The organism is Lysobacter sp. CA199 (genome assembly GCF_052078715.1).
In the GTDB taxonomy this organism is placed as follows: Bacteria; Pseudomonadota; Gammaproteobacteria; order Xanthomonadales; family Xanthomonadaceae; genus Lysobacter.
The window spans coordinates 332,317-357,773 of sequence record NZ_JBQJIL010000005.1; the positions used below are offsets into that span (position 1 = coordinate 332,317).

General features: G+C 66.9%; 25 protein-coding genes and 1 pseudogene. 11 read left to right on the top strand and 15 right to left on the bottom strand.

All coding sequences use genetic code 11. The features are described from left to right. Window positions 1-165: 165 nt before the first annotated feature. Window positions 166-570 (top strand): hypothetical protein, encoded by a 405-nt coding sequence (locus tag ACTOWJ_RS10975; RefSeq protein ID WP_441334642.1) that lies wholly within the window; start codon window positions 166-168, stop codon window positions 568-570. A gap of 57 nt (window positions 571-627) precedes the next feature. Here the strand turns inward: ACTOWJ_RS10975 and ACTOWJ_RS10980 are convergent, their stop codons facing one another. The 3 genes and pseudogenes from ACTOWJ_RS10980 to ACTOWJ_RS10990 all read right to left on the bottom strand — a co-directional run bounded on the left by ACTOWJ_RS10980 (window position 628) and on the right by ACTOWJ_RS10990 (window position 3,540). Further along, window positions 628-1,161 (bottom strand): pseudouridine synthase, encoded by a 534-nt coding sequence (locus ACTOWJ_RS10980; protein WP_441334643.1) that lies wholly within the window; start codon window positions 1,159-1,161, stop codon window positions 628-630. A gap of 111 nt (window positions 1,162-1,272) precedes the next feature. Next, window positions 1,273-2,073 (bottom strand): annotated as a pseudogene (locus tag ACTOWJ_RS10985) (class I SAM-dependent methyltransferase); the annotation flags it as partial. Window positions 2,074-2,556: 483 nt separating this feature from the next. Continuing rightward, on the bottom strand, window positions 2,557-3,540 hold the full coding sequence (locus ACTOWJ_RS10990) for a LysR substrate-binding domain-containing protein (RefSeq protein ID WP_441334644.1): 984 nt from the start codon (window positions 3,538-3,540) through the stop codon (window positions 2,557-2,559). Between the two features lie 188 nt (window positions 3,541-3,728). On the opposite strand from ACTOWJ_RS10990, the gene ACTOWJ_RS10995 reads away from it, so the two are divergent. Further along, the gene (locus ACTOWJ_RS10995) at window positions 3,729-3,959 is read left to right on the top strand and encodes a hypothetical protein (RefSeq protein WP_441334645.1); all 231 of its coding nucleotides are present in this window, start codon (window positions 3,729-3,731) and stop codon (window positions 3,957-3,959) included. Between the two features lie 299 nt (window positions 3,960-4,258). Here ACTOWJ_RS10995 and aceK read toward each other — a convergent pair whose 3' ends face one another. Then, window positions 4,259-5,998, bottom strand: coding sequence for a bifunctional isocitrate dehydrogenase kinase/phosphatase (aceK, locus tag ACTOWJ_RS11000; protein WP_441334646.1), 1,740 nt, complete (start codon window positions 5,996-5,998; stop codon window positions 4,259-4,261). Between the two features lie 82 nt (window positions 5,999-6,080). On the opposite strand from aceK, the gene ACTOWJ_RS11005 reads away from it, so the two are divergent. Next, on the top strand, window positions 6,081-6,584 hold the full coding sequence (locus ACTOWJ_RS11005) for a hypothetical protein (RefSeq protein ID WP_441334647.1): 504 nt from the start codon (window positions 6,081-6,083) through the stop codon (window positions 6,582-6,584). Between the two features lie 18 nt (window positions 6,585-6,602). On the opposite strand, the gene ACTOWJ_RS11010 is transcribed toward ACTOWJ_RS11005, so the two are convergent. Further along, entirely contained in the window at window positions 6,603-6,797 is a 195-nt protein-coding gene (locus tag ACTOWJ_RS11010; protein ID WP_441334648.1) for a hypothetical protein, read from the bottom strand. A 189-nt stretch (window positions 6,798-6,986) separates the two neighbouring features. Here ACTOWJ_RS11010 and ACTOWJ_RS11015 point away from each other — a divergent pair, with 189 nt between their 5' ends. Beyond that, entirely contained in the window at window positions 6,987-8,018 is a 1,032-nt protein-coding gene (locus ACTOWJ_RS11015; protein ID WP_441334649.1) for a DUF4344 domain-containing metallopeptidase, read from the top strand. Window positions 8,019-8,256: 238 nt separating this feature from the next. Here ACTOWJ_RS11015 and icd read toward each other — a convergent pair whose 3' ends face one another. Next, a complete protein-coding gene (icd, locus tag ACTOWJ_RS11020) occupies window positions 8,257-9,585 on the bottom strand; it encodes an isocitrate dehydrogenase (NADP(+)) (RefSeq protein WP_441334650.1) in 1,329 nt (442 codons plus the stop codon). A 294-nt stretch (window positions 9,586-9,879) separates the two neighbouring features. Between icd and ACTOWJ_RS11025 the strand changes: the two genes are divergently transcribed. The 3 genes from ACTOWJ_RS11025 (at window position 9,880) to ACTOWJ_RS11035 (ending at window position 11,205) form a co-directional block, all read left to right on the top strand. Continuing rightward, window positions 9,880-10,197 (top strand): hypothetical protein, encoded by a 318-nt coding sequence (locus ACTOWJ_RS11025; protein ID WP_441334651.1) that lies wholly within the window; start codon window positions 9,880-9,882, stop codon window positions 10,195-10,197. 79 nt (window positions 10,198-10,276) lie between these two features. Beyond that, the gene (locus ACTOWJ_RS11030) at window positions 10,277-10,627 is read left to right on the top strand and encodes a hypothetical protein (protein ID WP_441334652.1); all 351 of its coding nucleotides are present in this window, start codon (window positions 10,277-10,279) and stop codon (window positions 10,625-10,627) included. Window positions 10,628-10,818: 191 nt separating this feature from the next. Next, a complete protein-coding gene (locus ACTOWJ_RS11035; RefSeq protein WP_441334653.1) occupies window positions 10,819-11,205 on the top strand; it encodes a hypothetical protein in 387 nt (128 codons plus the stop codon). Window positions 11,206-11,256: 51 nt separating this feature from the next. On the opposite strand, the gene ACTOWJ_RS11040 is transcribed toward ACTOWJ_RS11035, so the two are convergent. Further along, window positions 11,257-11,607 carry a YkgJ family cysteine cluster protein gene (locus ACTOWJ_RS11040; RefSeq protein ID WP_441334654.1) on the bottom strand — a complete coding sequence of 117 codons (351 nt, stop codon included), beginning with the start codon at window positions 11,605-11,607 and terminating at the stop codon, window positions 11,257-11,259. Window positions 11,608-11,875: 268 nt separating this feature from the next. Beyond that, window positions 11,876-12,583: a UPF0149 family protein gene (locus tag ACTOWJ_RS11045; protein WP_441334655.1), complete on the bottom strand. Its 708-nt coding sequence runs from the start codon at window positions 12,581-12,583 to the stop codon at window positions 11,876-11,878. Between the two features lie 71 nt (window positions 12,584-12,654). Between ACTOWJ_RS11045 and ACTOWJ_RS11050 the strand changes: the two genes are divergently transcribed. Further along, the gene (locus ACTOWJ_RS11050) at window positions 12,655-13,053 is read left to right on the top strand and encodes a YchJ family protein (RefSeq protein WP_441334656.1); all 399 of its coding nucleotides are present in this window, start codon (window positions 12,655-12,657) and stop codon (window positions 13,051-13,053) included. A gap of 437 nt (window positions 13,054-13,490) precedes the next feature. Here ACTOWJ_RS11050 and ACTOWJ_RS11055 read toward each other — a convergent pair whose 3' ends face one another. From ACTOWJ_RS11055 to ACTOWJ_RS11080, 6 genes are all read right to left on the bottom strand, one after another. Continuing rightward, window positions 13,491-13,979 carry a hypothetical protein gene (locus ACTOWJ_RS11055; protein ID WP_441334657.1) on the bottom strand — a complete coding sequence of 163 codons (489 nt, stop codon included), beginning with the start codon at window positions 13,977-13,979 and terminating at the stop codon, window positions 13,491-13,493. Window positions 13,980-14,032: 53 nt separating this feature from the next. Next, window positions 14,033-14,335: a LysM peptidoglycan-binding domain-containing protein gene (locus tag ACTOWJ_RS11060; RefSeq protein ID WP_441334658.1), complete on the bottom strand. Its 303-nt coding sequence runs from the start codon at window positions 14,333-14,335 to the stop codon at window positions 14,033-14,035. A gap of 156 nt (window positions 14,336-14,491) precedes the next feature. Beyond that, window positions 14,492-15,304: an NADPH-dependent 7-cyano-7-deazaguanine reductase QueF gene (gene queF, locus ACTOWJ_RS11065; RefSeq protein WP_441334659.1), complete on the bottom strand. Its 813-nt coding sequence runs from the start codon at window positions 15,302-15,304 to the stop codon at window positions 14,492-14,494. A gap of 210 nt (window positions 15,305-15,514) precedes the next feature. Further along, window positions 15,515-16,831, bottom strand: coding sequence for an amidohydrolase (locus ACTOWJ_RS11070; protein ID WP_441334660.1), 1,317 nt, complete (start codon window positions 16,829-16,831; stop codon window positions 15,515-15,517). A gap of 153 nt (window positions 16,832-16,984) precedes the next feature. Next, entirely contained in the window at window positions 16,985-17,725 is a 741-nt protein-coding gene (locus ACTOWJ_RS11075) for a hypothetical protein (protein WP_441334661.1), read from the bottom strand. A 3-nt stretch (window positions 17,726-17,728) separates the two neighbouring features. Beyond that, entirely contained in the window at window positions 17,729-19,051 is a 1,323-nt protein-coding gene (locus ACTOWJ_RS11080; protein WP_441334662.1) for an amidohydrolase, read from the bottom strand. Between the two features lie 345 nt (window positions 19,052-19,396). On the opposite strand from ACTOWJ_RS11080, the gene ACTOWJ_RS11085 reads away from it, so the two are divergent. Beyond that, window positions 19,397-21,523 carry a TonB-dependent siderophore receptor gene (locus ACTOWJ_RS11085; protein ID WP_441334663.1) on the top strand — a complete coding sequence of 709 codons (2,127 nt, stop codon included), beginning with the start codon at window positions 19,397-19,399 and terminating at the stop codon, window positions 21,521-21,523. A gap of 255 nt (window positions 21,524-21,778) precedes the next feature. Here the strand turns inward: ACTOWJ_RS11085 and ACTOWJ_RS11090 are convergent, their stop codons facing one another. Next, window positions 21,779-22,792 (bottom strand): aldo/keto reductase, encoded by a 1,014-nt coding sequence (locus ACTOWJ_RS11090; protein ID WP_441334664.1) that lies wholly within the window; start codon window positions 22,790-22,792, stop codon window positions 21,779-21,781. Window positions 22,793-22,976: 184 nt separating this feature from the next. On the opposite strand from ACTOWJ_RS11090, the gene ACTOWJ_RS11095 reads away from it, so the two are divergent. After that, window positions 22,977-23,876, top strand: a complete 900-nt coding sequence (locus ACTOWJ_RS11095) for a LysR family transcriptional regulator (protein WP_441334665.1) — start codon at window positions 22,977-22,979, stop codon at window positions 23,874-23,876. A 157-nt stretch (window positions 23,877-24,033) separates the two neighbouring features. Beyond that, window positions 24,034-25,365, top strand: coding sequence for an APC family permease (locus ACTOWJ_RS11100; protein WP_441334666.1), 1,332 nt, complete (start codon window positions 24,034-24,036; stop codon window positions 25,363-25,365). Window positions 25,366-25,457 lie beyond the last annotated feature (92 nt).

Sequence of the window (25,457 nt, forward strand, 5' to 3'; positions counted from 1 at the left end):
GAATAGCGGCGGCGCGGGGGGCTGGCGACCGGGTGAGGCGGCTTCGGCGCGGCTGCAACATCGGCCTGCCGGTGTGGTGTCGATGCGGAAACAGCCGGGCTCGCGCAAATCGCATCCAGACGCGAGAATGTCTGCCCTCTCAGCGCCGAGCGCCGCCGGACCCGCATGCAACGATTCCTGATTCTGCTTGCCCTGGCCGCGGCTGCCGGGTTCGCCTACCTGCATTGGTTCGGATCCAAGGCGTCCGAGTACAGCCTGGCGACCGTCGACCAGCGGCCCATTCCCAAGCGCGAGTTCTACGAGCTCTGGCGCGAGGCCGCATTGAACACGTGCGACACCCGCGAACAAGGCCGGACCGAACTCGCGCCGGCGCCGTGCCGGGACTATGTGCTGGCCAAGCACGATCGCTGCGTGGCCAGCGCCGGCACCACCGCGCCGGTGCAGATCGCGAGCAAGGCCGAGTCGCGCCGGCTGGCGCGTCCGTACCTCGACTGCGTAGTGCCGATGCCGCATTGCAACGGCGTGGAAGTGCGCACTTTCGAAGAAGCCCGGCGGCACTGTCCGCCCTGAGCGGCCTTCACCCCAACCCCTCTCCCGTCTGCGGGAGAGAGGCTCGGTCGGGCGAGGTTAAAGCGCGCGCCACTGTCCGGTCGGCAGATCGCCGAGCCGGTGCGGCCCGATCGCCACCCGCACCAAGCGCAGCGTCGGCAGTCCCACCGCCGCGGTCATCCGCCGCACTTGCCGGTTGCGGCCTTCGCTGATGGTGATGGCGAGCCACGCGTCGGGCACGGTCTTGCGAAAGCGCACCGGCGGATATCGCGGCCACAGCGCCGGCGCGTCGATGCGTTCGGCCTGGGCCGGCAGGGTCGGGCCGTCGTTGAGTCGCACGCCGCGACGCAGCGCCTGCAGCAGCTCCTCGCCCGGTTCGCCTTCGACCTGCACCCAGTAGGTCTTGGGCTGCTTGTGCCTGGGATCGGTGAGCCGGTGGGCGAGACCGCCGTCGTCGGTCAGCAACAACAGGCCTTCGCTGTCGTGGTCCAGGCGGCCGGCGGCATAGACGTCCTTGGGCAGACCGAAGTCGGCCAGGGTCGGCTTGGGCGGGATGCTGCGATCGGTGAATTGCGACAGCACGCCGTAGGGCTTGTTCAAGGCGATCAGCATGGCGCGGTCGGGGGCTCGATCGTGCGGCGGTAAAGCCGGGCCGGATGCGGCGCGCGCACCGGCCACCGCGATGCATCGGTCAGGGCCGATGCATCGCGACGGTCGCCGCGATCAACGCGGCTTGCGGAACTTCAAGGTCATGCGATCGCTTTCGCCGATCGCTTTGTACTTGGCGTCGTCGGCCGCGTCGTGCTTGTTGACCGGCGGCAGGGTCCACACACCGTTGGGATAGTCCTTGGTGTCGCGCGGGTTGGCGTTGATCTCGCTCTTGCCTTCCAGCTTGAAGCCGGCCGCCTCGGCCAGCGCGATCACCTGGGCCTGGCCCACGTATCCGGACTTGTCGTCGGCCGGCACGTCGGTCTTGGCGCGATGCTCGACCACGCCGAGCACGCCGCCGGGCTTGAGCACATCGAAGAAGCCCTTGAACATCACCTCGGCCTGGCCGGCCGAACGCCAGTTGTGCACGTTGCGGAAGGTCAGCACCAGATCGGCGGAGGCGTTCGCGCCGAAGGCCGGCTTGTAGGAGTCGTAAGGCGCTACGACCACCTTGCCGTACTGCGCCGGCGAGGCGGCGAACTTCTGCTCCAGCGAGGTCTTGCCCTTGGTGTAGTACACACGCGAGCTGGTCTGGGTCTGGGTGTCCGGGTCGACCACCGCGGCGATGTACCGGCCCTTCTGAGCCAGATACGGCGCGAGGATTTCCGAGTACCAGCCGCCGCCCGGGGTGATTTCGACCACGGTCTGCTCGGGCTTGAGGCCGAAGAAGGTCAGCGTTTCCACGGGATGGCGATAGCCGTCGCGGGCGACGTTGTCCGGATCGCGCCAGCTGCCGGCAACCGCGCTCTTGAGCGAGCCGGCGGCGGCGGTTTCGCGCGCGGCCGGCGCGGGCTTGGCCTTGGGCGCGGCTTGCGCGGCGGGTTTGGCTTCGGGCTTCGGCTCGGGCTTGGTCTCGACCTTCGCTTCGGGCTTCGGCTCAGGTTTGGCCTCGACCTTGGTTTCGGCCTTCACTTCTGGCTTGGTTTCGGCTTGAGCGTCGGCCTTCACTTCCGGTTTGGCTTCGGCTTGAGCGTCGGCCTTCACTTCCGGCTTGGCTTCGGCCTGGACCTCGGCTTTCGCTTCCGGCGCGGCTTCGACCGCGGTGTTCGTGCCGGCTGCGGTTTTGGCCGCGTCCGCCTTCGCGGCAGCCTCGGCAGAGGCTTGTGCGGCGGGTTTGGTTTGCTCAGCGGTTTCCTGGGCGTGCGCGGCTACCGCCAGGCTAGGCAGCAACGTGGCGAGCAGCAATCGGGCAAGGCGTTGTCGTTCCATGCAACGGACTCCGTGTCGTTCGGGGAGGGCGCCAGCCTACCGCAAGCGTTCAGCTTTCGGGACAAGGTCACCGTGCCGGGTGCGGCGTGTTCAGCGTTTCTTACGCTGCGCCTTGGCCGTCGCGGATGCGGGTTTTCCGCAATCGCCCTCGTCCAGGCTGGCGACGACGCGAGTGGCCAGATCCGACTCCATCTGATCGACGTAAGCGCGCGCCTGTTCGTGCAGCCAGGTGCGGAACGATTCCAGGCCGGCGTGATCGACCGAGCGCTGCGGGTACACCAGGTAATGGCCCCAATCGATCTTGAGCCGGCCCTGGCTCAGCGGCAGCAACTGGCCGTTGCGGATCAGCAGCCGGGTGCGCGCCATCCGCCCCAGCGCCACGCCCAGGCCCTCGACCGCGGCACGGTGCATGGTTTCGGAATCGTCGAAGTGAGCGACGAAACGGGCCGGGCGTTTGCCGCCGTAGCGGTCGAACCAGTCCTGCCAATAAGTGGACAGATCGCCGAGCAGCGGCCAGCGATGCAAATCTTCCTGCGCCGGCATGCCGCCCATGCGCTCGACCAGGGCCGGGCTGGCGACCGGCACCAGGGTTTCGTCGAACAGATGCTCGATCACCAGGCCCGGCCAACGGCCGTAGCCGCCGCGCATGGCCGCGTCGATGCCCGGTTCGCGGTCGAAGTCGACCAGCGCCGCGGACGAGAACAGATTCAATTCCAACTGCGGATACAGCGCGACGAAACCGCCCAGCCGCGGCACCAGCCAGGACGAGGCCATCGAGGCCATCAGGCTCAGGGTCAGCACGTCGTCGCGGCGCGGACTGTAGGGACGCAGCGCGTGGTCCAGCGCGTCCAGGTGCGGCGCGACCACCGACAACAGACGATCGCCGTCGGCGGTCAGGCTGACCCCGCGCGGACCGCGTTCGAACAAGCGCCGGCCCAGGCGTTCTTCCAGGGTGCGGATCTGGTGGCTGAGCGCGCTGACGGTGAGGTGCATCTGCTCGGCCGCGCGGGTCAGATTCTGGGTACGCGCGGCGGTGGCGAAACCCAGCAGGGCGTGCAGCGGCGGTCGGTTCATCGCGGTGGGTCCATGGCGGCTACCGGGAACGGCATCGGATCGGGTCCAGCCTACAACCTGATTCAAGACTGGCTTGCAAACGTGTCGCTTTTTTGCCGATTCGGGCGAGCGTAACTTGCGAATCACTCAATAGGCCAGCCCCTTCGCTCAAGCCGGAGGGGCGGCTCGAACCGCCAGGAGACTCGGCCATGAATATCTACAAGAACCTGATGTTCCTGCACGGCCATTTCGTCGATCCGCGCGATGCGGACGATGAGGCCGCTCCGGCGCCAGCTGCGGCCCGCACCGAACCTGCCCCGGCCGCCGCCTCACGCCGGCCTCAGGCCTCGAGTGGCGCCATCTGGCGCACCTGGCTGCGCCTGTGGCCAAGCGAGACGGCGAAGGTTGAGGTCGATTGCGATGCGCGTGGGTGTGCTTGATCGGTGAGCCGGGAGCGATGTGTGCAGAGCCTTCAGCGTCATCTCTCCAGATCGTCATTCCCGCGAAGGCGGGTTCCGCTTTACTTCGGCGGAGCCGAACATCCAGCGACTTCAGCGTCATCTTTCCAGGTCGTCATTCCCGCGAAGGCGCGCTCCGCTTTACTTCGGCGCAGCCGAATATCCGGAGCCTTCAGCGACATCTTTCCAGATCGTCATTCCCGCGTTCGCGGGAATGACGGCAGGTAAGTACGCCCTTTCCGACTTCCGACTTCCGACTTCCGACTTCCCAATCCCCGCCCTCAAGGCAACCGCCTCTGCGAGGGATACGGCGCCACGTCGTTGCGCTGCCCGCTGACCAGCCCGGCCTGCACCTGCTGCCACCACTCCACCCGGAAGATCTCGCCGTGGGCGTGCATCAGCGCGCCCAGCAGCGGCGGCGACAGGCCCAGAAAGCGCGGGAACTGTTCGGGGAACACGTCGTTGCCGTGGGCGTAGAACCACGCGCCCGATTCCATCTCTTCTTCGTGATTGCGCGGCGCCGGCACCGGGCGGAAGCGGCAGTCGGTGACCAGGCACAGTTCGTCATAGTCGTAGAAGATCGCGCGCCCGTGCCGCGACATGCCGAAGTTCTTCAGCAACAGATCGCCCGGGAAGATATTGCTCAGCGCCAGATCGCGGATCGCCTGACCGTAGTCGATCACCGCCGCGCGCGCGGCCTCGGCGGTCTGCTCGCGCACGTACAGGTTCAGCGGTCGCAGCCGGCGTTCGACGTAGCACAGGTGCAGCACCAGATCCTCGCCGTCCTGGCTGATGCTGCCGGCGCAGGTGTCCAGCAATTCCTCCAGCAGCTCCGGCGCGAAGCGCGCGCGCGGAAAACGCAGGAAACGGAACGGCTGCGCATCGACCAGCCGGCCGACCCGGTCGTGATGGAAGACCAGGGAGTACTTGGCTTCCACTTCCTCGCGCGCCACGTCCTTGGGGTAGGCGAAGCGATCGCGGATGATCTTGAACACCAGCGCATAGCTCGGCAGGGTGAACACCGCCATGACCATGCCGCGCTCGCCCTCGGCGTGGATCAAGCGCTCGCCGGGCTGCGCGGCGAACTGACGGAAGAAGGTGCGGTAGCGTTCGGTCTTGCCCTGCTTGGCGCGGCCGAGCACGGTGTAGAGCTCGTCGATCGGCTTGCCCGGCAGCAGCGTGCGCAGGAACACCACCGCATCGCCGACCGTGCCCAGGTCGGCGTGGAAGTAGCTGCGCGAATAGCTGAACAACTGCACGACCTCGCTGCGCAAGGTCAGCACCGCATCGACCTTGAGCGCTCCGTCATCGTTGACCAGCGCGATCACGCACGGCGAGAACGAACGCTCGCCGAACACCCGGCCGATCAGATACGCGCGGCGTTCGCGGTAGAACACCGTATTCAGCAGCTCGACCGCGCGCACCGGATGCGGGCCCCAGTGCTGCAGGTCGTCCTGCAGGCGCACCGCGATTCCTGCCGCGCAACGGGTGCGGTGCGCGTAGGGCACGGCGAAGGGATAGTCGTCGAGCACGCGCATGAAGGTCTCGACCAACCGGTCTTCGGACACCGCGTAGCTGTGGCGCGCCACCGGATGGGTGATCGAGTCGGTGGGCTCGATGTCGAGCGCGACGAACTCCATCGCCGGGTCGACGCCGCGGGTCTTGAAGAAGCGCCGGGTCAGGGTGTTGAAGAAGGTCTTGTACAGCTCGCCGTCGAGCAGCGGCGCCACCGCCTGCGCATACGCGGCGTGCACGTCGGCCCACAGCTCGCGTTCGCGCGCATGCTCGCCCAGGCGCGCCTGAAGCGCGTCGCTGGCCTCGGCGATGCAGCGGTCGTACAACTCGATGCGCTCGACCGCGTCCTCGCGCGCGCCGTTCCAGTCGCAGCGCTCGAAGCGGCCTTGCGCGCGCCGGGTGATCGCGGCGAAGCGCGCGTGGTAATCGGCGAAGGCATCGCGGATCTGGTTCGCGATGGCGGCGGCTTCGGCCAGACGGGCCGGATCGGCGAGAGAGGCGGACATGGCCGCAGTGTAAGACCAGTGCGCGACGGCTATGGCATGCTCGCGGCCAGCAGGGCTCCGCTTCATTACCGATGAAACCATCATGACCGCTCAGACCCGCGCGCCCGGCAAACGCCCGAACCCGATGTTGTCGTTCGCGCTGGCTTGCGCCGCGCTGCCGGCGCTGGCCGCCACGCCGTCGTGGAACGTCGAGGGCCGTGACGGCCCCACCGGCACGTTGTACACCGGCCGCGTCGGCGCGCGTGCGGTGACCTTGTACCTGAAGAGCGAGCCCCTGCCGTGCGGCGCCGACCGCCGCCTGCTCAGCGCGATCTACCGTTACGACGGCGCGTCGAAATGGTTGCAGTTGCAGGCCAGTGCCGACCGCAAAGGCCATCTGGCCCTGGTCGAGTCCGGCCTGGGCACCGGCATCAGCGGCGCGATGATGCTGAGCGAGAAAGACGGCCGCTTGCGCGGCCGATGGATCAGCCCTGACGGCGAGCGGTTGCTGCCGGTGGAACTGCGCAAGGCCGCGCTGCCGGAGAAAAAACGCGAGCAGATGGAAGACGCGTTGGAGAAGACCCAGTACGACAACAACGATTGCTGAGTCGAACCGGTCGATTCTCTACGGCGAAAACGCCGTCGTGGTGATCATCCCGATACCGATGCGCTGACCGTCCGGCGCGCCCGCCCGCCCGGCCAGGCGGCACTCCAGCGCGACCACCGCCGCGCCCACAGACCAGGATCCAAGCCGCCTGCGGCAGACTTCGCCGTACATGCCGTTGTGCGTCGCCGCCGGCAGAAAACCGATGCAATGCACGGAAATATCGGGGTACCATCCGCTCCGACGGTGCAGGGACGCAGCAAGCGCCGATGGATAGGCCCGGCAGCGCGCCTCCGGCAGGATATTCCTGTTCGGATGGCATCGCAGGCATCCGTCGTCGTCCGTGTCTTGTGCGCTCGCAATCGGGATCCGTATCCCGCGTCATTCCTGACAAGAGCCACTCACATGGTACAGAAGATCATCATCGGCATTCTGGCGGCGGCCCTGATCGCGGTCTGTTCGATCTGGGGCTACACCACTTGGCAAAAACAGCAGGTCGCCGCGCCCGCCGCATTGGCGCAGGCCGCCGCCGCGCTGCCGGCCAAGCCGGTCGAAGCGCCCAAGCCGGAGGCCGAAATCGCGCCGGTCGCCGCGCAGACGCCGGAAGAAAAGGCCGACGGCACCCACTTCACCTATCAGTACGTATCCCCGCGCAATCCCGACCTGCTGGCCATGTACAACATGGCGCGCGAGATCGATGTGCTCAAGCACCTGCCCGAGGTCAACCAGCTCGACGGTTGGCTGACCCTGCCGCGGCCGATCAATTTCATCGCCGCCGAATGCGGCACGGTCAACGCCTTCTACGCCAAGGACAAGGGCGACATCGTGCTGTGCTACGAGATGCTCGAACTGCTGGTGCGCCAGGGCGCGGCGATCGCCGAAGCCAACGGCGGCACCACCCGCGATCAGCTCGACTATCTGATGGCCAACCTGCGTTTCCTGATGCTGCACGAAACCGGCCACGCCCTGGTCGACATGCTCGACCTGCCCTCGACCGGCCGCGAGGAAGACGCGGTCGACCAGCTGGCGACCACCTTGATGCTGTCCTTCGTCAGCGCCGACGAATCGCAGGGCGACATCGCGCAGAAGCTGCAGCTGGCCTCCAACTTCTTCCTGATGACCGACAACGGCCAGCACGACATGGCGACCTACGCCGATGAGCATTCGGTCGGCGCGCAGCGCTTCTTCAACCTGCAGTGCATGGTCTACGGCAACAATCCGGGCAAGTACCTGCGCATCGTGACCAGCGGCCGCCTGCCCGAAGCGCGCGCGCTGCGTTGCCAGGAGGAGAGCAAGCAGATCACCCGCAGCTGGATGCGCCTGATCGAGCCGAACATCGCGCCCAAGCACCGCATGACCGCCGAGGAAGAGCGGGCCAAGGTCGAGGAAATCCAGCGCAAGCAGGTCGAGAACGAGCAAGCGCCGTATATGCGCTGAGCGCCGACGGCGACGGTCGCATGCGAAAGGCCCGGCATTCGTCGGGCCTTTTTGTTGGTGCGCGATCCCGCGCACCCTGTAGGAGCGGCGCAAGCCGCGACCGCGACATCACAGTTACGACGCAAGCGCGATGTCGCGGTCGCGGCTTGCGCCGCTCCTACGGGGCCCGGATGCGGTTGCGTAAAAAACAAAGGGGCGCCGAAGCGCCCCTTTGCACGAACCCGATCGCAGCGCCCGATTACAGGTGCTTGATGATCTCGTCGGCGAACTCCGAGCACTTGACCTCGGTCGCGCCGTCCATCAGACGGGCGAAATCGTAGGTCACGCGCTTGCTGGCGATCGCCTTGTCCATCGCGGCGATGATCGCATCGGCCGCTTCGGTCCAGCCCAGGTAACGCAGCATCATCTCGCCCGACAGGATCACCGAGCCCGGGTTGACCTTGTCCAGGTCGGCGTACTTCGGCGCGGTGCCGTGGGTCGCCTCGAACACGGCGTGGCCGGTCACGTAGTTGATGTTGGCGCCCGGCGCGATGCCGATGCCGCCGACCTGCGCGGCGAGCGCGTCGGACAGGTAGTCGCCGTTGAGGTTCAAGGTCGCCGAGACGTCGTATTCCTTCGGACGCAGCAGGATCTGCTGCAGGAAGGCGTCGGCGATCGCGTCCTTGATGATCAGGCCGGCGCCCGGTTTGCCTTCCGGAATCACGTGCCACGGACCGCCGTCGAGTTCGACCGCGCCGAAGTAGTCGCGCGCCACCTGGTAGCCCCAATCACGGAAGCCACCTTCGGTGTACTTCATGATGTTGCCCTTGTGGACCAGGGTCACCGACTTGCGCTTGTTCTCGACCGCGTAGGAAATCGCGCTGTGGACCAGACGCTCGGTGCCCAGACGGCTGACCGGCTTGATGCCGATGCCGACTTCGACCGGCAGCTCGCGCGCCGGCGCGCCGACGGCTTCCATTTCCTTCAGCCACGCCGCGTTCTTCTGCGCGGTGCCGAAACGGATCTTGTCGAACGCTTGCGGGAATTCCTTTTGCAGGAAGTCCAGGACCTTCTGCGAGTCGGCGCTGCCGCCGGCCCATTCGATACCGGCGTAGATGTCCTCGGTGTTCTCGCGGAAGATCACCATGTCCACGTCGCCGGGCTTCTTGACCGGCGAGGGCACGCCCTCGAACCAGCGCACCGGGCGCAGGCACACGTACAGGTCCAGCATCTGGCGCAGGGCCACGTTGAGCGAGCGGATGCCGCCGCCGACCGGCGTGGTCAGCGGACCCTTGATGCTGACGAGGTAGTCGCGGCAAGCCTGCACAGTGCCGTCGGGCAGCCAGGTGCCGTAGGTGTTGTTGGCCTTCTCGCCGGCATAGACCTCGAGCCACTCGATCTTCTTCTTGCCGCCGTAGGCCTTGGCGACTGCGGCGTCGAGCACGCGCACCGAAGCGCGCCAGATGTCCGGGCCGGTGCCGTCGCCTTCGATGAACGGGATGATCGGGCGATCCGGCACATTCAGGCCGGTCGGGGTCTTGGTGATCTTGGCGCCGCCTGCGGGCGGCGTCGCTACGAACTCGGTCATTACGATCTCCAGTGGGGCCACCGTGCGCGGGCGCACGGGGCGGAGCAGGGTGCTTGCGGGACGCGATGGCGCTGCGACCCGGCCCGCCATTGTCGCGGTTCGGGCGGGGCGAGGCAAAGTGCGGGTTTGGGGCGGCTGTGTTCCAGCGGGCCGTGAACGCGCACGCTGTGCGGAGCGGCCGGTCGCGGCGATTGCGGCGATTGCGGCGATTGCGCCGGCATGGCGCGCTGATTATCGTTCCGACAGGAGCCCGGTGGTCGCCATCGCGCCCCGGCCATAGCAGAGGACGCCGACTTGACCGAACCCACCACGCACGCCGAATCATGGCGCGACTACCGCGCACGCTGGATCTGGTTCCTGAGCGTCTGGGCCGGCGGCTTCGCGCTGTTATCGATGCTGATGATGATCCTGCCGTCGCTGTTGGGCGATGCGGGCGTGTGGATCACCGTGCTTATCGGCGTGGCGTGGGCGCTGGCCTTCTGCGTTGTGATGGTGCGGCTGCTGTGGTTCGCTTGCCCGCGTTGTCGCAAACCGTTCTCGCTGCTGTTTTATCTGATCTGGTGGCCGTTGTCGGGTAAGTGCCTGCATTGTGGGCTGCCGCGGGGCGAGTGAGGGGCGCACGCCAGATGAAACGGCTTCGTGTCGAGTGCCTGGATGAGCGCACCGGTACATTTGCATACGGCGAAGCGAAATGAGTTTCGCCAAGGGGGGTGATGTGTTGCGTCGATACGGCATCTGGATATTCACCTTGCGCAGACCCCTGAGCGATATTCGCATCTGGGCCGAGGACGTGGACGGGTATCCACGATTGACGCCGTTTCAACGTGGCATCGGCATACGCGCGTGCGGAGTGGACGATTCTTATACTCTCGACTTTCACGGAATATTCGGCGATCTGAGCAAGACGTCGTCACGACAATCGCTGAACGATTTGATTCGTGGCTGCTTCGGATCCGATTACCGGTCGCTGCAGCGTGGCGGTATTGCCCAGGGCCATCGTGCCGTATTGGCCAACGCCAGGGGGTTTGCCTTGGTGTGGTAGCCAGCTCTGCGTCTGATCTCTGTGCCGCGGTTCGGCGCGCATCTGATCGCTACCGTCAAGGCGGATTGCGACGCCGATGAATGAGTCGAGTCCGATAAAGCGTTGTATCTCATCAGCCGGCGATCTCCGCGGGTTACCCGCCGCTCACAGCACGCGATGATTTGTATCGTGTTTCGCACGGCCTATACGCGATGCGCTCCGACGAGGCTCCGCTCATGTCTGGTGTAAAACGACTTCGTAGCGTCGCCCATAGTTTTGCCCAACATGCGTTGAGCGGACTCTGCGGCGACGCGCCCGAGCGCGAACTGGAACAGCGGCGCACGGGAGCGGCGCGGATCGGTGTCGTTCTGATCGGTGACCGCAGTAAAGACGATGAGCCGTACGAGGACAGACCGCATCTGCGAGTGAAGTTTGTCGAGCTGCTCATGAAAGAAGCCATCGATCCATCGTCGCTGGCATGGGCGCGCATTGTCTTCGTGTTTCGCGGCCAATGCAGGACTGCCGATGGTTGTATGGTCAGCATCGAAACCCGCGACGGCCGACGTATCGAAAAATCGGTGGGTACGGTGTCGGCTTGAGCGATGCGACGCATGGGCCAGTGTCGGCTCAGGCGTCCGTAGATGGTTGAATCACTTCCACTGCTCGGGAGTCAGCGCCGGCAATCCGTAGGCCACCCGCGCCTTGTCGCACTGCGGACTCGGCGCCCCGTCTTCCCACGCAGGCTTGAGCGCATGACACGGTGAAGGCCGCAGTGCATAGATGCCGCAGTGCGCGTCCGCGCCGATGTCGCCGCGCAATTGTTCGCAGCGCACCGCTTGGCCGCCGTAGGTGCCGCGCATCGCCACGCGGTGCGGGTTGAGGGTTTCGGTCAGCGCGCTCGGGGTCGTCCCGCCGTCGAAGGCGTCGGTTTCGCTCCAGTGGAAGGCGACGCGGAAGTGGGCGCAGCAGGCGCCGCAGCTCAGGCAGGGATGGGTAGACATGCGCCGGGCGGCAGCGGGGACGGGAGGCGTATTGTCCGCGGCGCGGCAGCGGGAAGGAAGGGCGTGTCTTTGGTGTTGGGCGGAAGAAACCGCGGCTCGACGTCAGGCGGAAGGAGCTGCGGCCTTTGACATTGCCCTCTTTGAAAAAGGGGACTGCGCTCGCGAAGCGAGTGCGGGGGATTTGTTTTTCAGGAGCAACGGCAACAGCAAATCCCCCTTGGCCCCCCTTTTCAAAGGGGGGAAATTCGGTAGGTGGGGCGTAGGACGTTTAGGCCCCGCAGCACTTCTTGTACTTCTTGCCGCTGCCGCAGGTGCATGGATCGTTGCGGTCGGGCGTCTCGACGCGGCGCAGCGGTTCGCGCGGGGTCAGCGCTTCGATGCGGTGGTGGTGCAGGTCGGCCAGCATGCCGGGCAGGCCGGCGACGATCTCCAGGCGTTCGCGGTAGCTGATCGGGGTCGCCGGCGCGGTCGGGTCTTCGGCGAGCACTTCGCCGCTGGCGAGGCGGTCGAACAGGCCGAAGATATCGTCGATCCAGTCGTTCTCGTCCAGCCACTTGTCCCAGGTCGCTTCGTTGAGCTCGACGCCGCGGAAGAAGCCGAAGGCCCAGTCGCGGCCGACATCGAGTTCGTCGGGTTGTTCGGTCTCGGGTTCCTCCGGCAGCCACAGCAGCGGCGCCAGGTGGTCGGGCAGGTCGTCGTCGCCGTAGCGCACGCGCGCGCTGACCATGTTCCAGTGGCCGGTCAGCAGGGCTTGGACCTGCGCGGTCTCGGCGTCGTCGTTCCAGCGCGGCTCCTTGCCGCCCCAGACGGCCGGCTGCCACAGCTCCGGCGCGGGCTGCTCGGGGCCGACCACCAGGGCCGAGAGGAAGCCGTCCAGCGCCTCCAGGTTGAAGCCTTTGTAGGGCACGGCACGCTGGTCGAGCAGGTCGGCCAGGCGTTCGATCTGGTCGTCGTCGAGGTAGGCGGGCGCTTTCATGGCGGGGCTCTGGCAACGGGTGGGGACGCGCATGGTAGTCGCAGCGGCGTGTCTGCGCTGAAAATACGCCGATGACCGCCCGCATCGCCCTGCCCGACACCTGCCCCTGCGACCCCTCGCGCCGCTACGCCGATTGCTGCGAACGCCTGCATGCCGGGGCCGCGACCGCGGACACCGCGCAGGCCTTGATGCGCTCGCGCTACAGCGCCTATGCGCTGGGCGATCTGGAGTATCTGCGGGCCAGCTGGCACCCCGAAACCTGCCCGGCGGAACTCGGCTTCGACCCGTCGATGCGCTGGCTGGGGTTGGAGGTGAAGCGGCATCGGTCCGGCGGCGAGACCGCAGTGGTCGAATTCGTCGCCCGCTACCGGGTGGGTGGCGGGTCCGCGGTGCGCCTGCACGAGGTCAGCCGGTTCGTGCGGGTCGACGGGCGCTGGTTGTATGTGGATGGGGAATTTCCGGGCGGTTGAGGCGCGGTGCGGTGATGCTGATCGCTGCTGGTGGGAGCGGAGCAGGAGCAAATCCCCCCTAGCCCCCCTTTTTCAAAGGGGGGAACAGGTCGCGGCGATCTGAGGGTTGACGGCGGAAGCGTCAGTCGTCGCCCCATTTGCAAAAGTGGCAGGCGCCCGAGGCAGGTGCGTTTCGCGCCGGCGATCGTGGCGCGGCGGGATTTGCCTTGCCGGCAGCGGCGGGAGCACAAGCGAATCTGCTGGCCCGTCCGGCCACCACGCATAGCCTGCGGGCTTCGATCGTGCGCGAACCTGCGGTTCGCAACCGCATGCTCTTACCCTCTTCGAAGGGAACCGTTCGCGGTGATCTACAAGCGCCGACCGCGGCGCAAAAAAAAAGGGGCGCGGCAGTGAGCCGCGCCCCGGGCTTGCCCGCCCATAGAGGCGGAGAGAGTCGGTTACTTCACTTCGAGTTCGGTGGTGTTGGCCACCGCGCCGTTGGCGGTGACTTCGACCTTGTACTTACCGGCCGGCCACGGCGAGGCCTTGGCGAATTCGAAGTTGGTGGTCTCCGCACCGGTGGTGTTGAGGGTCTGCTTGGACTCACCGGCGGTCTGGCCGTCCTGGTAGACGAGCTTGGCCGAGACTTCCTGGTTGGTCGCGGCGCCATCGGTGGCGACCGAGGCGATGATCTTGTCGCCCGGCTTGAACGCGGTGGTCGGCGCGGCGATCTTCTTGTCGGCGCCGGCGGCGGTGCCCAGGGTCACCGAGGTCACGCTCAGCGCGGCCGGAGCCGGAGCGGGTTCGGGTGCCGGAGCGGGAGCCGGGGTTTCGGCGGCCGGAGGCGGCGTCGGAGCCGGCTCTTCTTTCTTTTTGCAGCCGGCCAGGGCCAGCGCGGCGACCAGAGCGGCGGCAACGGCGTAATGGGTGCGATTGCGGATCAGCATGGTGGATCTCTCCTGGCAAAGACTAGTGATGATGTTGAAACGCAGTCGACGGATTAGTCGTTGATGGCCGGAATCTTGAGGACCTGGCCGGGTTGAATCTTGTCGGGATCGTCGAGCTGGTCGCGATTGGCTTCGAAAATCGCGTTCCACTGGCTCGACTTGCCGTAGAACTGCTTGGCGATGTGCGAGAGCGTGTCGCCCTTCTCAACCGTATAGGTCTGCTCGCCGACCTTCTCGGCCGTGGTATCGACGTTGACCGTGACGTCGGAGAAATCGGCTTTCTCGACCTTTTGCGCGGTGGTGTCGACGTTGACGTTCACATCGGAAAAATCGGCTTTCTTATCCGGGGTAGTCATGGGTTGAGGGCTCCTGCCGAAGTGGCGGAACGCAACATGACATGGCGCTTGTTAAAAAGACATAGCGTCCGCGTGAACTTTCATGACGAAACTGAATGAGCGAATTCCCGCTGATCCGCTTGGCACAGGCCGTGTGTAGGCGCCGTGCCGAAGCGATTACTGCCGTTCGTCGCGACCGGCCGCCGGCCGTTGCAGCCCGCGGCTGCCGCGCCAGGGATTGATGTCCAGCCCGCCGCGGCGGGTGTAGCGCGCTTCCACCGACAGCCAGTGCGGCTGGGCGCGTTGCTGCAGGTCCGAATGGATGCGTTCGACGCATTGTTCGTGAAATTCAGCGTGATCGCGGAACGAGATGAGATAGCGCAGCAGCGCCGCGCGGTCCAGGCGCGGACCGCGATAGGCGACGATCACCCGCGCCCAGTCGGGCTGTCCGGTGACCGGGCAATTGGACTTGAGCAAGGCGCTGCCGAGGGCTTCCTCGACGATGTCCCCGGCGTCGGCGGCCAGGTGGTCGGCGTTGGGCGGGCCGTAGTCGTCGATGGCCACGTCCAGCTCGTCGATCGATTCGGCGCCATCGTGGTTTCCGATGGACGGCAGCCCGAACGCGACCTCGACCGGGGCCCCGGCGGCGGCCGAGAGGTCGCCGGCGATGGTAGTGCGCACGGTTTCGGCGTCGTCGAAGCGGGTCGAGTTGAAGGAGTTGAGGTAGAGCTTGAGCGACTTGGATTCGATCAGCTGCGGCGAGGTGGCCGGCACGGTCAGCGTCGCGGTGGCCACGCGCGGCTTGCCGCGGCCGTCGAGCCAGCTCAGTTCGTAGGCGTGCCAGCGGTCGAAACCGACGAACGGCAGGGCGTCGTCGTGCAGGCCGATGTGGGCGCGGCCGAGCGCGCGGGCGATGGGGAACAGCAGCGAGGCGTCGTACTCGCGCGGGTAGTCGACGTGGCGGCCGAGGGGGAGGTCATGCGTGGTCATGCGGGGATTTTAGCGCGTTGGGTTGCGGCGGATGTGCGGCTGGCGCGGTGGGTGAGGTGGCGCGGTCGCGGCTTGCGCTGCTCCTGCCGTTTGCATTGATGTCACGACCAGCCCTGTAGGAGCGGCGCAAGCCGCGACCACGACTCCGCGATTACGCTGTCGCGCCGAGGTCGCGCCGTCGCCTGCACCGCGCCGCCGCCAACCCGTGGCTCAACCCGCCTTATTCCCGTTCAAATAATCCAACGTGACCTGCAACATCGCGCGCAGACCGATATCGAGCGAACTTTCGTCGAGCTTGAACTTGGGCGAGTGGTTGCTGGGCGCGCTGGAGATCTCCACGCCCGGTTCGGTCGCGCCGACGAAGAAGAACATCGCCGGGACTTCCTTGGCGTAGAACGAGAAATCCTCCGCGCCCATCACCAGCGGCATTTCGATCACGTTGTTCTCGCCGGCCACCGCTTTCAGGCTGGGCAGCATCCGCGCGGTCAGCGCCGGGTCGTTGTAGGTGACCGGATTGCTGTCGGGTTCGGGCACCTGCGATTCGGCGCGCGCGCCGTGCGCGGCGCTGACGTGCTCGGCGACGTTCTTGAGGTCCTTGAAGATCGCCGCGCGCATGCCTTCGTCGAAGGTGCGGATGGTGCCGGTGAGTTCCACTTCGTCGGGAATGATGTTGTAGCGGATGCCGCCCTTGATCGAGCCGAAGGTGACTACCGCCGGCAGTTTGGCGATGTTGGTGCGGCGGCTGACGATGGTCTGCGCGGTGCCGATCATGTCGGCCGCGGCGACGATCGGGTCGATGCCGCCCCACGGCGACGAGCCATGGGTCTGGCGGCCTTTGATCTTGATGCTGAAGCGGTCCGAGGCGGCCATCAGCGGCCCCTGGCGCACGCCGAGCTGGCCGGCCGGCAGGGTCGAGAACACATGCAGGCCGAACATGGCTTCGGGCTTGAAGTCCTTGAACAGGCCTTGCTTGAGCATCAGCGCCGCGCCGCCTTCCTCGCCCGACGGCGCGCCTTCCTCGGCCGGCTGGAACACCAGCATCACCTGGCCGGGCAGGTCCTTCTTCATCGCCACCAGCGCGTCGGCGATGCCGAGCAGGATGCCGGTGTGCGCATCGTGGCCGCAGGCGTGCATGACCCCGACGGTTTCGCCGCGAAAGCTGGTGGTGACCTTGGAGGCGAACGGCAGATCGACCTGTTCGGTCACCGGCAGCGCGTCCATGTCGGCGCGCAGGGCGATCTTCGGACCGGGCTTGCCGCCTTCGATGATCGCGACCACGCCGTGTTTGGCGATGCCGGTCAGCGGCTTGAGCCCGAGTTTGCGCAGGTGCTCGGCGACCTTGGCCGAGGTGCGTTCCTCGCGGTTGGACAGTTCCGGGTGCTGATGGAAATCGCGGCGCCAGGCGACCACGTCGGCCTTGACCTTGGCAGCGGCGGAGGCCACCTCGGGACGTTCGCCCGATTGCGCCAGAACGGCGGGCGAAGCGACGAACAGGACGCAGGTCATGGCGGCGAACAAGGGACGCATCGGCGGGCTCCGGCGGGAAAGTCCCGATGCTAGCCGATGCGGCCGGGTCTGATCGGACCGGTTCGGGCCGATTGGACGATCGGACTACTCCAGCACCAGTGATCCGGCAGGCACCACGGCCGCCGCGATCGGACACCCGATGTACAGCTCGATCTACAGCTCGATCAGCCCCGGCGCCGGACGCAGCGGCGAGCCGAATCCGAGCGCGGCATAGACCCGTTCGGTATGGACCTGACGCCGGGTCGGCCGGCCCAGGCGCCAGCGCAGCTGCAGCACCGCCACCGGTATCCAGATCACTGCGTTGAAGAACGCGACCAGTTTCGCGCAGTCGCCCAGCACCAGCGGCCACGGTGTGGATGGCGACACGGCCAGGCTCAGTCCGGCCACTCCCGCGCAGCCCAGCAGCGACAGCACCAGGCTCCAGTACAGCGCTTCGCGCAGCATGCGTGGGGTGTAGCCGACCGGCGCGAGGTCCAGGATCAGCCAGCGGAAGATGCTGTGGCAGACGTAGCGCCGGTCGCTTTCCAGGTTATGCAGGGCCGCGACCGCGCCGTCGTCGCCGCGCCCTTCCGGGTCGGGCCGCTTCCCCGCGTAGTGTTGCGCGACCAGCTCGACGCGGTCGCCTTCGCTCAACGGCGGCTGCGTGGTGTCGGTCGAGTCCACAGGCTCATAGAAGGCCAGGCGCAGGTGGTCCAGGCGGAACCGGTACACCGTGAATTGCACGGGGCCGCCATGGCGCCCGGATCGCCGGAGGGTCTGCATCTTGCGATCCAATTCGCGCACCTCGCCGCTCAGGCGCTGCGGACTGGCCGCGGCGGCGGCGGCGGACGGATCGGCCGCGTTGCCGATGCCGTTCGCGGTCGGGGTGGCGCGCTTGGGCGTGTGTTCGTCCATGCCTCAGGGCCCGTGCAGGTAGTCCAGCGCGACCTGCAGCATCGTCTGGGTGCCCACTTCCAATGCGCCTTCGTCGAGGACGAAATTCGGCGAATGATTGATCGGCGCCTTGGCCGGGTCGCTGCCCTTGGCGGTCGAGCCGACGAAGAAATAAAACCCCGGCACGGTGTTGGCGAACTGCGAGAAATCCTCGGCCACGGTGACCAGGCCCGATTCGCCGACGTTGCTCTCGCCGGCCGCGCGCTGCAGCGAGGGCAAGACGCGGCGGGTCAGCGCCGCGTCGTTGATCGTGGCCGGCGCGTTGTTGACCACCTGCAACTCAGCGCTGGCGCCGGCGGCATGGGCGTAGTCCTGGGCGGTGCGGCGCAGGCGCGCGATCACGTCCTCGCGCACGGCGGGATCGAAGGTGCGAAGGGTGCCGACCAGCTTGGCTTCGTCGGGAATGATGTTGAAGCGCACGCCGCTGTTGAACTGGCCGGCGGTCAGCACCACCGGCGTGGCAGCGATGTTGATCTGTCGCGCGATCAGGCTCTGGCTGGCGAGCAGGATCTGCGCGCCGACGGTGATCGGGTCGACCCCGTCCCAGGGCCGCGAACCGTGGGTCTGCTTGCCGCGCACGGTCAAGCTCCACTCGTCGGCGCTGGCCAACATCGGGCCGCTGCGATAGCCGACCTGGCCGACATTCAAACCGGCCCATACGTGCAGGCCGAACACGGCCTCGGGTTTGAAATCCTTGAATACACCCTGTTCGAGCATCAGCTTGGCGCCGAAGGATTCGCCCGGCGTGGGCGGACCTTCCTCGGCCGGCTGGAACACGAACATCACCTCGCCTGGCAATTGATCCTTCTGCGCCGCCAGCGCGGTCGCCACGCCGAGCAGGATCGCCACGTGGGCGTCGTGGCCGCAGGCGTGCATCACCCCGACCGGCTGACCGCGGTAATCGGCGGTGACCTTCGACGCGAACGGCAGCCCGGCCGGCTCGGTCACCGGCAGCGCGTCCATGTCGGCGCGGATCGCGATCTTCGGCCCGGGCTTGCCGCCTTTGAGCACCGCGGTCACGCCGGTGTGGGCGATGCCGGTGCGCGGTTGCAGGCCGAGTTTGCGCAACTGGTCGGCGATCAGCTTGGCCGTGCGCACTTCGTGCTGGCCCAGTTCGGGATGCTGGTGGATATCGCGGCGCCAGGCCACGACCTGCGGTTGCACGCGCTGTGCGGCTTGAGCGGTCTGGGCCGGATCGGCGGTTTGTGCGGCGCCGATCGAGGGCAGCGCGGCCAGGCACAGGGCCCACGCGGACAACGAAAGCGGCAGACGGTCGGACCCGGACATCGCGTGCTCCACGGCTGATAGCTAGGAGGCGATGCTAAGCGGTATCGGTACGTGGCGATATCGCTTGTCCGTATGTGGCCATGCGTGGCTCGTGGCGTCGAGCCTGAGCGCGGCGTCGAGCCGGCCGAAGCCCTTTGTAGGAGCGGCGCGAGCCGCGACCGCGACGCCGCAGTTGCATCGTATGTGCGGTTTCGCAGTCGCGGCTCGCGCCGCTCCTACAGGGGCTTCGGCAGCGGCGGATTTGCGGGCGGGCCATTCGGGCCATAGGATGAGAATGGTTATCGTTTGCTGGCGACGTTCGCGGCCGCGATCGCTCCCTTTCTCCGCTTCAGCCCAGGCTCCTCCATGTCGCCCAACGCTTCGACCCCGCGCTCGCTCGGCCGCGCGATCCGCCGCGCCCTGCTCGGCCTGCCGCTGCTGATCGCCGTCCCGGCCGCCCATGCGGCCGAAGCCGATGACGCCACCACCCTCGACAATGTCCAGGTCCGCGCGCCGATCGCCAAGCGCAGCCAGACCGTCACCAAGACCGATACGCCGCTGATCGAAGTGCCGCAATCGGTGTCGGTGATCACCGCGCAGCAGATGCGCGATCGCGGCATCCAGGGCATCGAGGAAGCGGTGTGGTACACCGCCGGCGCACAGGGCGGCGGTTACGGCCAGGACACCCGCAGCGATTGGCTGCTGGTGCGCGGCTTCAGTCCGGCGCGCTACATGGACGGGTTGACCCTCACCGACGGCGTGTGGACCGGTGGCACCCGCATCGAGCCCTACGGTCTGGAGCGGCTGGACGTGCTCAAGGGGCCGTCCTCGGTGGCCTACGGCGCGATGCCGCCGGGCGGCCTGGTCAACATGGTCAGCAAGCGGCCGACCACCGAGCCGCTGCATGAAGTCGAATTCACTGTCGGCAATTACGATCTGCGCCAGGCCGCGTTCGATTTCGGCGGCCCGCTCGGCTCCAGCGGGCAATGGTTCTATCGGCTCACCGGTCTGGCGCGCAACAGCGACAACTACGTCGACTACGTCCAGGACGACCGCTATTTCTTCGCGCCCGCGGTGAGCTGGAAGCCGAGCGAGGACACCTCGCTGACCTTGCTCGCACGCTGGCAAAAAGCCGACACCGCGCAGGGCGGCGGTTTCTTGCCGGCGGACGGCACGCTGCTGCCGAATCCGAACGGCAAGATTCCGCGTGAGCGTTTCACCGGCGAACCGGGTTGGAACGACTACGTAAAGACGATGCGATCGGTGGGCTACGAGTTCAGCCACCGCTTCGACAACCAAGTGACGTTCCGGCAGAACCTGCGTTACGGCAAGGTCGACGTCGATCACGACGCCGGCGTGGGCGCGTTCGGCCTGCAGGCCGATCAGCGCACGTTGACGCGCTACTACTTCCCGCTGGAAGAGACCTCCAAATCCTTCGCCGTGGACAACAACGTCGAGCTCAAGTTCGACACCGGCGCCTGGCAGCACACGCTGTTGGCCGGCGTGGATTACCGCCGGCTGGAAAGCGACTACGCCTCGGCGTTCGCGTTCGGCGCGCCGTCGCTGGACATCTTCAATCCGGTCTATGGCGCGCCGATCGTCAAGCCCGCCTACACCTCGCGCCAGGACAAGGTCCAGCAGCAACTCGGCGTGTACGTGCAGGACCAGATCAAGATCGACCGTTGGGTGATCACCGCGGCCGGGCGCCAGGATCGCGTGCGCACCCGCACCGATCAGCTGCTGGCCACGCCGGTGACGCGCGAACGCCAGAACGACAGCAAGTTCTCCGGCCGTGTGGGCGTGAACTATCTGTTCGATTCGGGTTGGGCGCCGTACGTGTCGTGGTCGCAGTCCTTCGAGCCGACCGTCGGGGCGAACTTCGCCGGCCAATCCTTCAAGCCGACCACCGGCGAGCAGATCGAGGCCGGGTTGAAATTCCAGCCGGCCAGCGGCCGCGTCTTGGCGACGCTGGCGGTGTACGAGATCAAGCAAGAGAACACGCTGACGGTCGATCCCAATCACACGCTGTTCTCGGTCCAGCAGGGCGAAACCCGCGTGCGCGGCGCCGAACTGGAAGGCCGCTGGAACTTCGGCAACGGCCTGAGCGTGTACGGCGCTTACACCTACACCGATTCGGAAGTGACGCGCACCAACGACGCCGGCGCGCTGGGCAAGCAGATCGCGCTGCAGCCGCGCAACATCGCCTCGCTGGGCGCGGATTACACCATCGGCTACGGTGCGTTGTCGGGTTTGGGTTTCGGCGCGGGCGTGCGCTATACCGGCGATCATTACGGCGACATCTACAACCAGTGGAAGACGCCTTCGTACACCTTGTTCGACGCCTCGGTGCGTTACGACCTGGACAGCTGGCGTTTCCAGCTCAACGCCAGCAACCTCAGCGACAAGGAATACGTCACCGCGTGCAACAGCGCGATCTGGTGCTATTACGGCTATCCGCGCACGGTGACGGCGACGGTGCGGTATCAGTGGTGATGCGGTCGATCTAACCCGGCGTCGTCACCAACGCTTTTGCTGTTCTCCCCTTTGAAAAAGGGGGCTGGGGGATTCGCTTTTGCCTTCAGTTAACCGCATCCGGCAAAAGCAAATCCCCCGCGCCGCCTGCATCGATCGACTTCGTAACGCCGCAAGGCGCTTGTCCCTTTTTTTCAAAGAGGGCAACGAATCAAGCACCGCGGAACCAAAAAACAACGGGCCGGGGTGCAAGCGCCCCGGCCCGTCGAGCGGCCATCAGCGTCCGATCAACGCCATGCCCACTGCGGTGTAACGATCGCCGGCCACCGCTTCCGGACGGAACAGCGTGTCCAGCTGCGTCAGCTCGTTGGGCGACAAGGTCACCTGCAAGGCGCCGAGGTTGTCTTCCAGGTATTTGCGCCGCTTGGTGCCGGGGATCGGAACCAAGTGTTCGCCCTGCGCCAACACCCAGCTCAAAGCCAACTGCGCCGGCGTGCAGCCCTTGTCGGCGGCGATGCGCTTGACGTGCTGGGCCAGTTCCAGGTTGTGAGCGAAGTTCTCGCCCTGAAAGCGCGGCGTGGTCAGGCGGAAGTCGTCGCTCTGCAATTCGCTGGCGCTGGTGATGCTGCCGGTCAGAAAACCGCGGCCCAGCGGGCTGTACGGCACAAAGCCGATGCCCAGGCGTTCGCAGGTTTCGAACACGCCGTTGTGCTCCGGGTCGCGCGTCCACAACGAGTATTCGCTCTGCACCGCGGTGATCGGATGCACGGCGTGCGCGCGCTCGAGCGTTTCGGCCGAAGGCTCGGACAGACCGAGGTAACGCACCTTGCCTTCGCGCACCAGCTCGGCCATCGCGCCGACGGTCTCCTCGATCGGCACCGCGGCATCGATGCGGTGCTGGTAGTACAGGTCGAGATGATCGGTGTTCAAGCGCTTCAGGCTGCCTTCGATCGAGCTGCGCACGTACTCGGGGCGGCCGTTGACGCCGCGCGCGCGCGGGTTGGCCGGGTCGAACACGATGCCGAACTTGCTCGCCAGGAACACCTGCTCGCGGCGGCCGGCCAGAGCGCGGCCGAGCAAGTCCTCGTTGGTGTGCGGGCCGTAGATGTCGGCGGTGTCGAGGAAGTTCACCCCCAGCTCCAGGGCGCGGTCGAGGGTGGCCAGCGATTCGGTTTCGTCGGCGGCGCCGTAGGCGAAGCTCATGCCCATGCAACCCAGGCCCAGGGCCGAGACGGTGGGGCCGTTGCGGCCGAGGCGGCGGGTCGGAAGCGGGGTGTGGGACAGGCTCATGGGTGGGTCTCCTGATCGGAAGGGGGAGAGCGGGCTCGCGGCGGTGGGGGAGGGGCCGCGGCGGCCGGTGAGGGCGTGGGGTGCACTCTAGGCCGGCTTGATTGATCGAAAAATAGGGGTTGTTCGAATGACTTATGAAGACTTGCTTCATAATCGGACCGATTGTCCTGGCTTCGGAGGCTTCATGGCCGCTCATCCTCTGCCTGCTGTTTTGGCCTTCGCCCGCGTCGCCCATTTCGGCAGCTTCACCCGCGCCGCGGCCGAACTGGAGGTCTCGCCCTCGGCGCTGTCGCAGACCGTCCGCGCTCTGGAGGGGAAGCTCGGCGTGCGGCTGCTCAACCGCACCACCCGGCAGGTCGGGCTGACCGAACACGGCGCACGCTTCCTCGAGCAGATCGGTCCGGGCCTGGCCCAGATCGAGGCCGCGTTCGACGATCTCGACGCGGTCCGGCATCGGCCGACCGGGCGCTTGCGCATCAACGTGGGGCGCACTGCGGCGAAGATCCTGATCGAACCGCGCTTGCCCGAGTTCCTGGCGCGCTATCCGGAGCTGGAGGTCGAGCTGTTCGCCGACGACACCTTGGCCGATCTGGTTGCGGGCGGTTTCGATGCCGGCATCCGTCTGGGCGAATGCCTGGCGCGCGACATGATCGCGCTGCCGATCGGCGGGCCGCAGCGGCAGGTGATCGTGGCCACGCCGGCGTATTTCGATCGCCATTCCAAGCCGCGCACGCCGCGCGATCTGGTCGGCCACGACTGCATCCGCCTGCGACTGCCGGGCAGCCGGCGCCTGCATCCGTGGGAATTCGGCGAGGACGGCCGCGATTTCGAAGTCGACGTCCAGGGCCGGCTGATCGTCAACGATGGCGCGATGATCTTGAACGCCGCGCGCGCGGGGCTGGGCATGGGCCAGTTGTTCGAACCGGTCGCGCGCGAGGACATCCGCGCGGGCCGGCTGGTCGAGGTGCTGGCGGAGTACCAGCCGCCGTTTCCGGGCTTCTACGTGTACTACCCGGCGCGCAAGCAGTTGCCGACCAAGCTGCGGGTGTTCGTGGAGTTCATGCGCGAGGACGAGAAGCGGTAGGGCTGTTCCCTTCTTTTTCAAAGGGGGAACAGCAGCGGCGGGAGAACAGCAGCGGCGACAGCAATAGCGACTGCGACTCCCGTCGCCTTTGCTGCACCTCACCTCGCCTTTCCCCAGCGGCCATGCGAGGCTGCGGCCGATCCGCCGGGAAGTCGCCATGACCGCATCGCCCGTTCCGTCTTCATCGCCTTCGGCCCTGCAAGGCGAGGCCGCCCTGGTTCGCGCGCTCGGGCCGTTCCAGCTCGGCGCTTCGATCATCAACATCATCGTCGGCGCCGGCATCTTCATGCTGCCGGCGTTGTTGATGGGACGCATGGGCGCGAGCGCGCCGCTGGTGTTCGTGGCCGGAGCGATCGCGATCGTGCCGATCGCCTTGTGCTTCTCGGCCGTCGGCAGCCGCGCCTCGGCCACCGGCGGGCCGTACACCTTCGTCGGCGCCGCATTCGGCCCGTTCGCGGGGTTCCTGGCCGGCGCGTTGATGTGGATCTGCAATACCTCATCGAGCGCCGGCGTCGCCGCGGCGCTGGCCGAACAGGCCGGCAATGCCTGGAACGCGCTGCGCGAACCGATACCGCGCGGACTGTTCATCGCCGCGACCTATGCGTTGCTGTTCGCGCTCAACGCCTTCGGGGTCAAACTCGGCGCGCGCATGATCGTGCTGCTGGCGACCTTGAAGCTCACGCCGTTGTTCCTGCTCGCCAGCGTCGGCCTGTTCTTCGTCGACTGGCACTACGTGGGCTTCGCCCAGTTGCCGTCGTGGAGCGCGCTGGGCTCGTCGATGGTGCTGGTGGTGTTCGCCTACTCGGGCATGGAAACCGCGCTGGTGCCGACCGGCGAGGTACGCGACCCCTCGCGCCACGTCCCGCGCGCGACCTTGTCGGCGATCGTGGTCGTGGTGCTGCTTTACATCGGCATCCAGATCGCCTGTCAGGGCCTGCTGGGTCCGCGCCTGGACGGCAGCACCGTGCCGGTAGCCGACGCGGCCGGCGCGATCTGGCCGCCCGCGCACGGCTTGTTGCTGATCACCGCCGGCGTGTCGATGACCGGATTTTTGATGGGCAATCTGTTCTCGTCCTCGCGCCTGCTGTTCGCGCTGGGCCGCGACGGTTATCTGCCGCGGTCCTTCGGCCGTGTCGATGCGCGTTACCACGTGCCGCGGGTGGCGTTGGCCGCGCATGCCGGCATCGCCTTGGCATTGGCGTTGATCGGCAATTTCGAAACCCTGGCGCTGATTTCCGGCGGCGCGATCTGCCTGTTGTTCGCCGCGGTGTCGATCGCGGCCTGGCGTGCGCAGGCGCTGGACCTGCGCGGCGCGGGCGAGCCGTTCCGCATGCCCGGCGGCAGCTGGCCGATGCCGCTGCTGGCGGTGGCGATCATGGCCGCGGTTCTGGCGACGATGACGGCGGCGCAATGGGCGGCGATCGTGGTGTCGTTGATCGTGCTGGTGGGGTTGTACGGGGTGTTGAGCGCGCGGCGGCGCCGGGTGTAGGCGCGGTGGTTCGCGGCGTGAGCCTGCAACTGCGGCGTAGTCGCGGATTCACGGTCGCGGCTCGCGCCGCTGCTACCCCTTGAAACGAACCG

Excerpts from the sequence above, each read along its gene's own strand:
- ACTOWJ_RS11050 (WP_441334656.1), top strand. The coding sequence starts at position 12,655 with ATGACCGCCCGCATCGCCCTGCCCGACACCTGCCCCTGCGACCCCTCG.
- ACTOWJ_RS11040 (WP_441334654.1), bottom strand. The coding sequence starts at position 11,607 with ATGTCTACCCATCCCTGCCTGAGCTGCGGCGCCTGCTGCGCCCACTTC.
- ACTOWJ_RS11035 (WP_441334653.1), top strand. The coding sequence starts at position 10,819 with ATGCGCTCCGACGAGGCTCCGCTCATGTCTGGTGTAAAACGACTTCGT.
- ACTOWJ_RS11085 (WP_441334663.1), top strand. The coding sequence starts at position 19,397 with ATGTCGCCCAACGCTTCGACCCCGCGCTCGCTCGGCCGCGCGATCCGC.
- ACTOWJ_RS11090 (WP_441334664.1), bottom strand. The coding sequence starts at position 22,792 with ATGAGCCTGTCCCACACCCCGCTTCCGACCCGCCGCCTCGGCCGCAAC.
- ACTOWJ_RS10975 (WP_441334642.1), top strand. The coding sequence starts at position 166 with ATGCAACGATTCCTGATTCTGCTTGCCCTGGCCGCGGCTGCCGGGTTC.
- aceK (WP_441334646.1), bottom strand. The coding sequence starts at position 5,998 with ATGTCCGCCTCTCTCGCCGATCCGGCCCGTCTGGCCGAAGCCGCCGCC.
- ACTOWJ_RS11095 (WP_441334665.1), top strand. The coding sequence starts at position 22,977 with ATGGCCGCTCATCCTCTGCCTGCTGTTTTGGCCTTCGCCCGCGTCGCC.
- ACTOWJ_RS11045 (WP_441334655.1), bottom strand. The coding sequence starts at position 12,583 with ATGAAAGCGCCCGCCTACCTCGACGACGACCAGATCGAACGCCTGGCC.
- ACTOWJ_RS11100 (WP_441334666.1), top strand. The coding sequence starts at position 24,034 with ATGACCGCATCGCCCGTTCCGTCTTCATCGCCTTCGGCCCTGCAAGGC.
- ACTOWJ_RS11075 (WP_441334661.1), bottom strand. The coding sequence starts at position 17,725 with ATGGACGAACACACGCCCAAGCGCGCCACCCCGACCGCGAACGGCATC.
- queF (WP_441334659.1), bottom strand. The coding sequence starts at position 15,304 with ATGACCACGCATGACCTCCCCCTCGGCCGCCACGTCGACTACCCGCGC.
- ACTOWJ_RS10995 (WP_441334645.1), top strand. The coding sequence starts at position 3,729 with ATGAATATCTACAAGAACCTGATGTTCCTGCACGGCCATTTCGTCGAT.
- ACTOWJ_RS10980 (WP_441334643.1), bottom strand. The coding sequence starts at position 1,161 with ATGCTGATCGCCTTGAACAAGCCCTACGGCGTGCTGTCGCAATTCACC.
- ACTOWJ_RS11080 (WP_441334662.1), bottom strand. The coding sequence starts at position 19,051 with ATGTCCGGGTCCGACCGTCTGCCGCTTTCGTTGTCCGCGTGGGCCCTG.
- ACTOWJ_RS11015 (WP_441334649.1), top strand. The coding sequence starts at position 6,987 with ATGGTACAGAAGATCATCATCGGCATTCTGGCGGCGGCCCTGATCGCG.
- ACTOWJ_RS11060 (WP_441334658.1), bottom strand. The coding sequence starts at position 14,335 with ATGACTACCCCGGATAAGAAAGCCGATTTTTCCGATGTGAACGTCAAC.
- ACTOWJ_RS11055 (WP_441334657.1), bottom strand. The coding sequence starts at position 13,979 with ATGCTGATCCGCAATCGCACCCATTACGCCGTTGCCGCCGCTCTGGTC.
- ACTOWJ_RS11030 (WP_441334652.1), top strand. The coding sequence starts at position 10,277 with ATGAGTTTCGCCAAGGGGGGTGATGTGTTGCGTCGATACGGCATCTGG.
- ACTOWJ_RS11070 (WP_441334660.1), bottom strand. The coding sequence starts at position 16,831 with ATGCGTCCCTTGTTCGCCGCCATGACCTGCGTCCTGTTCGTCGCTTCG.
- ACTOWJ_RS10990 (WP_441334644.1), bottom strand. The coding sequence starts at position 3,540 with ATGAACCGACCGCCGCTGCACGCCCTGCTGGGTTTCGCCACCGCCGCG.
- ACTOWJ_RS11005 (WP_441334647.1), top strand. The coding sequence starts at position 6,081 with ATGACCGCTCAGACCCGCGCGCCCGGCAAACGCCCGAACCCGATGTTG.
- icd (WP_441334650.1), bottom strand. The coding sequence starts at position 9,585 with ATGACCGAGTTCGTAGCGACGCCGCCCGCAGGCGGCGCCAAGATCACC.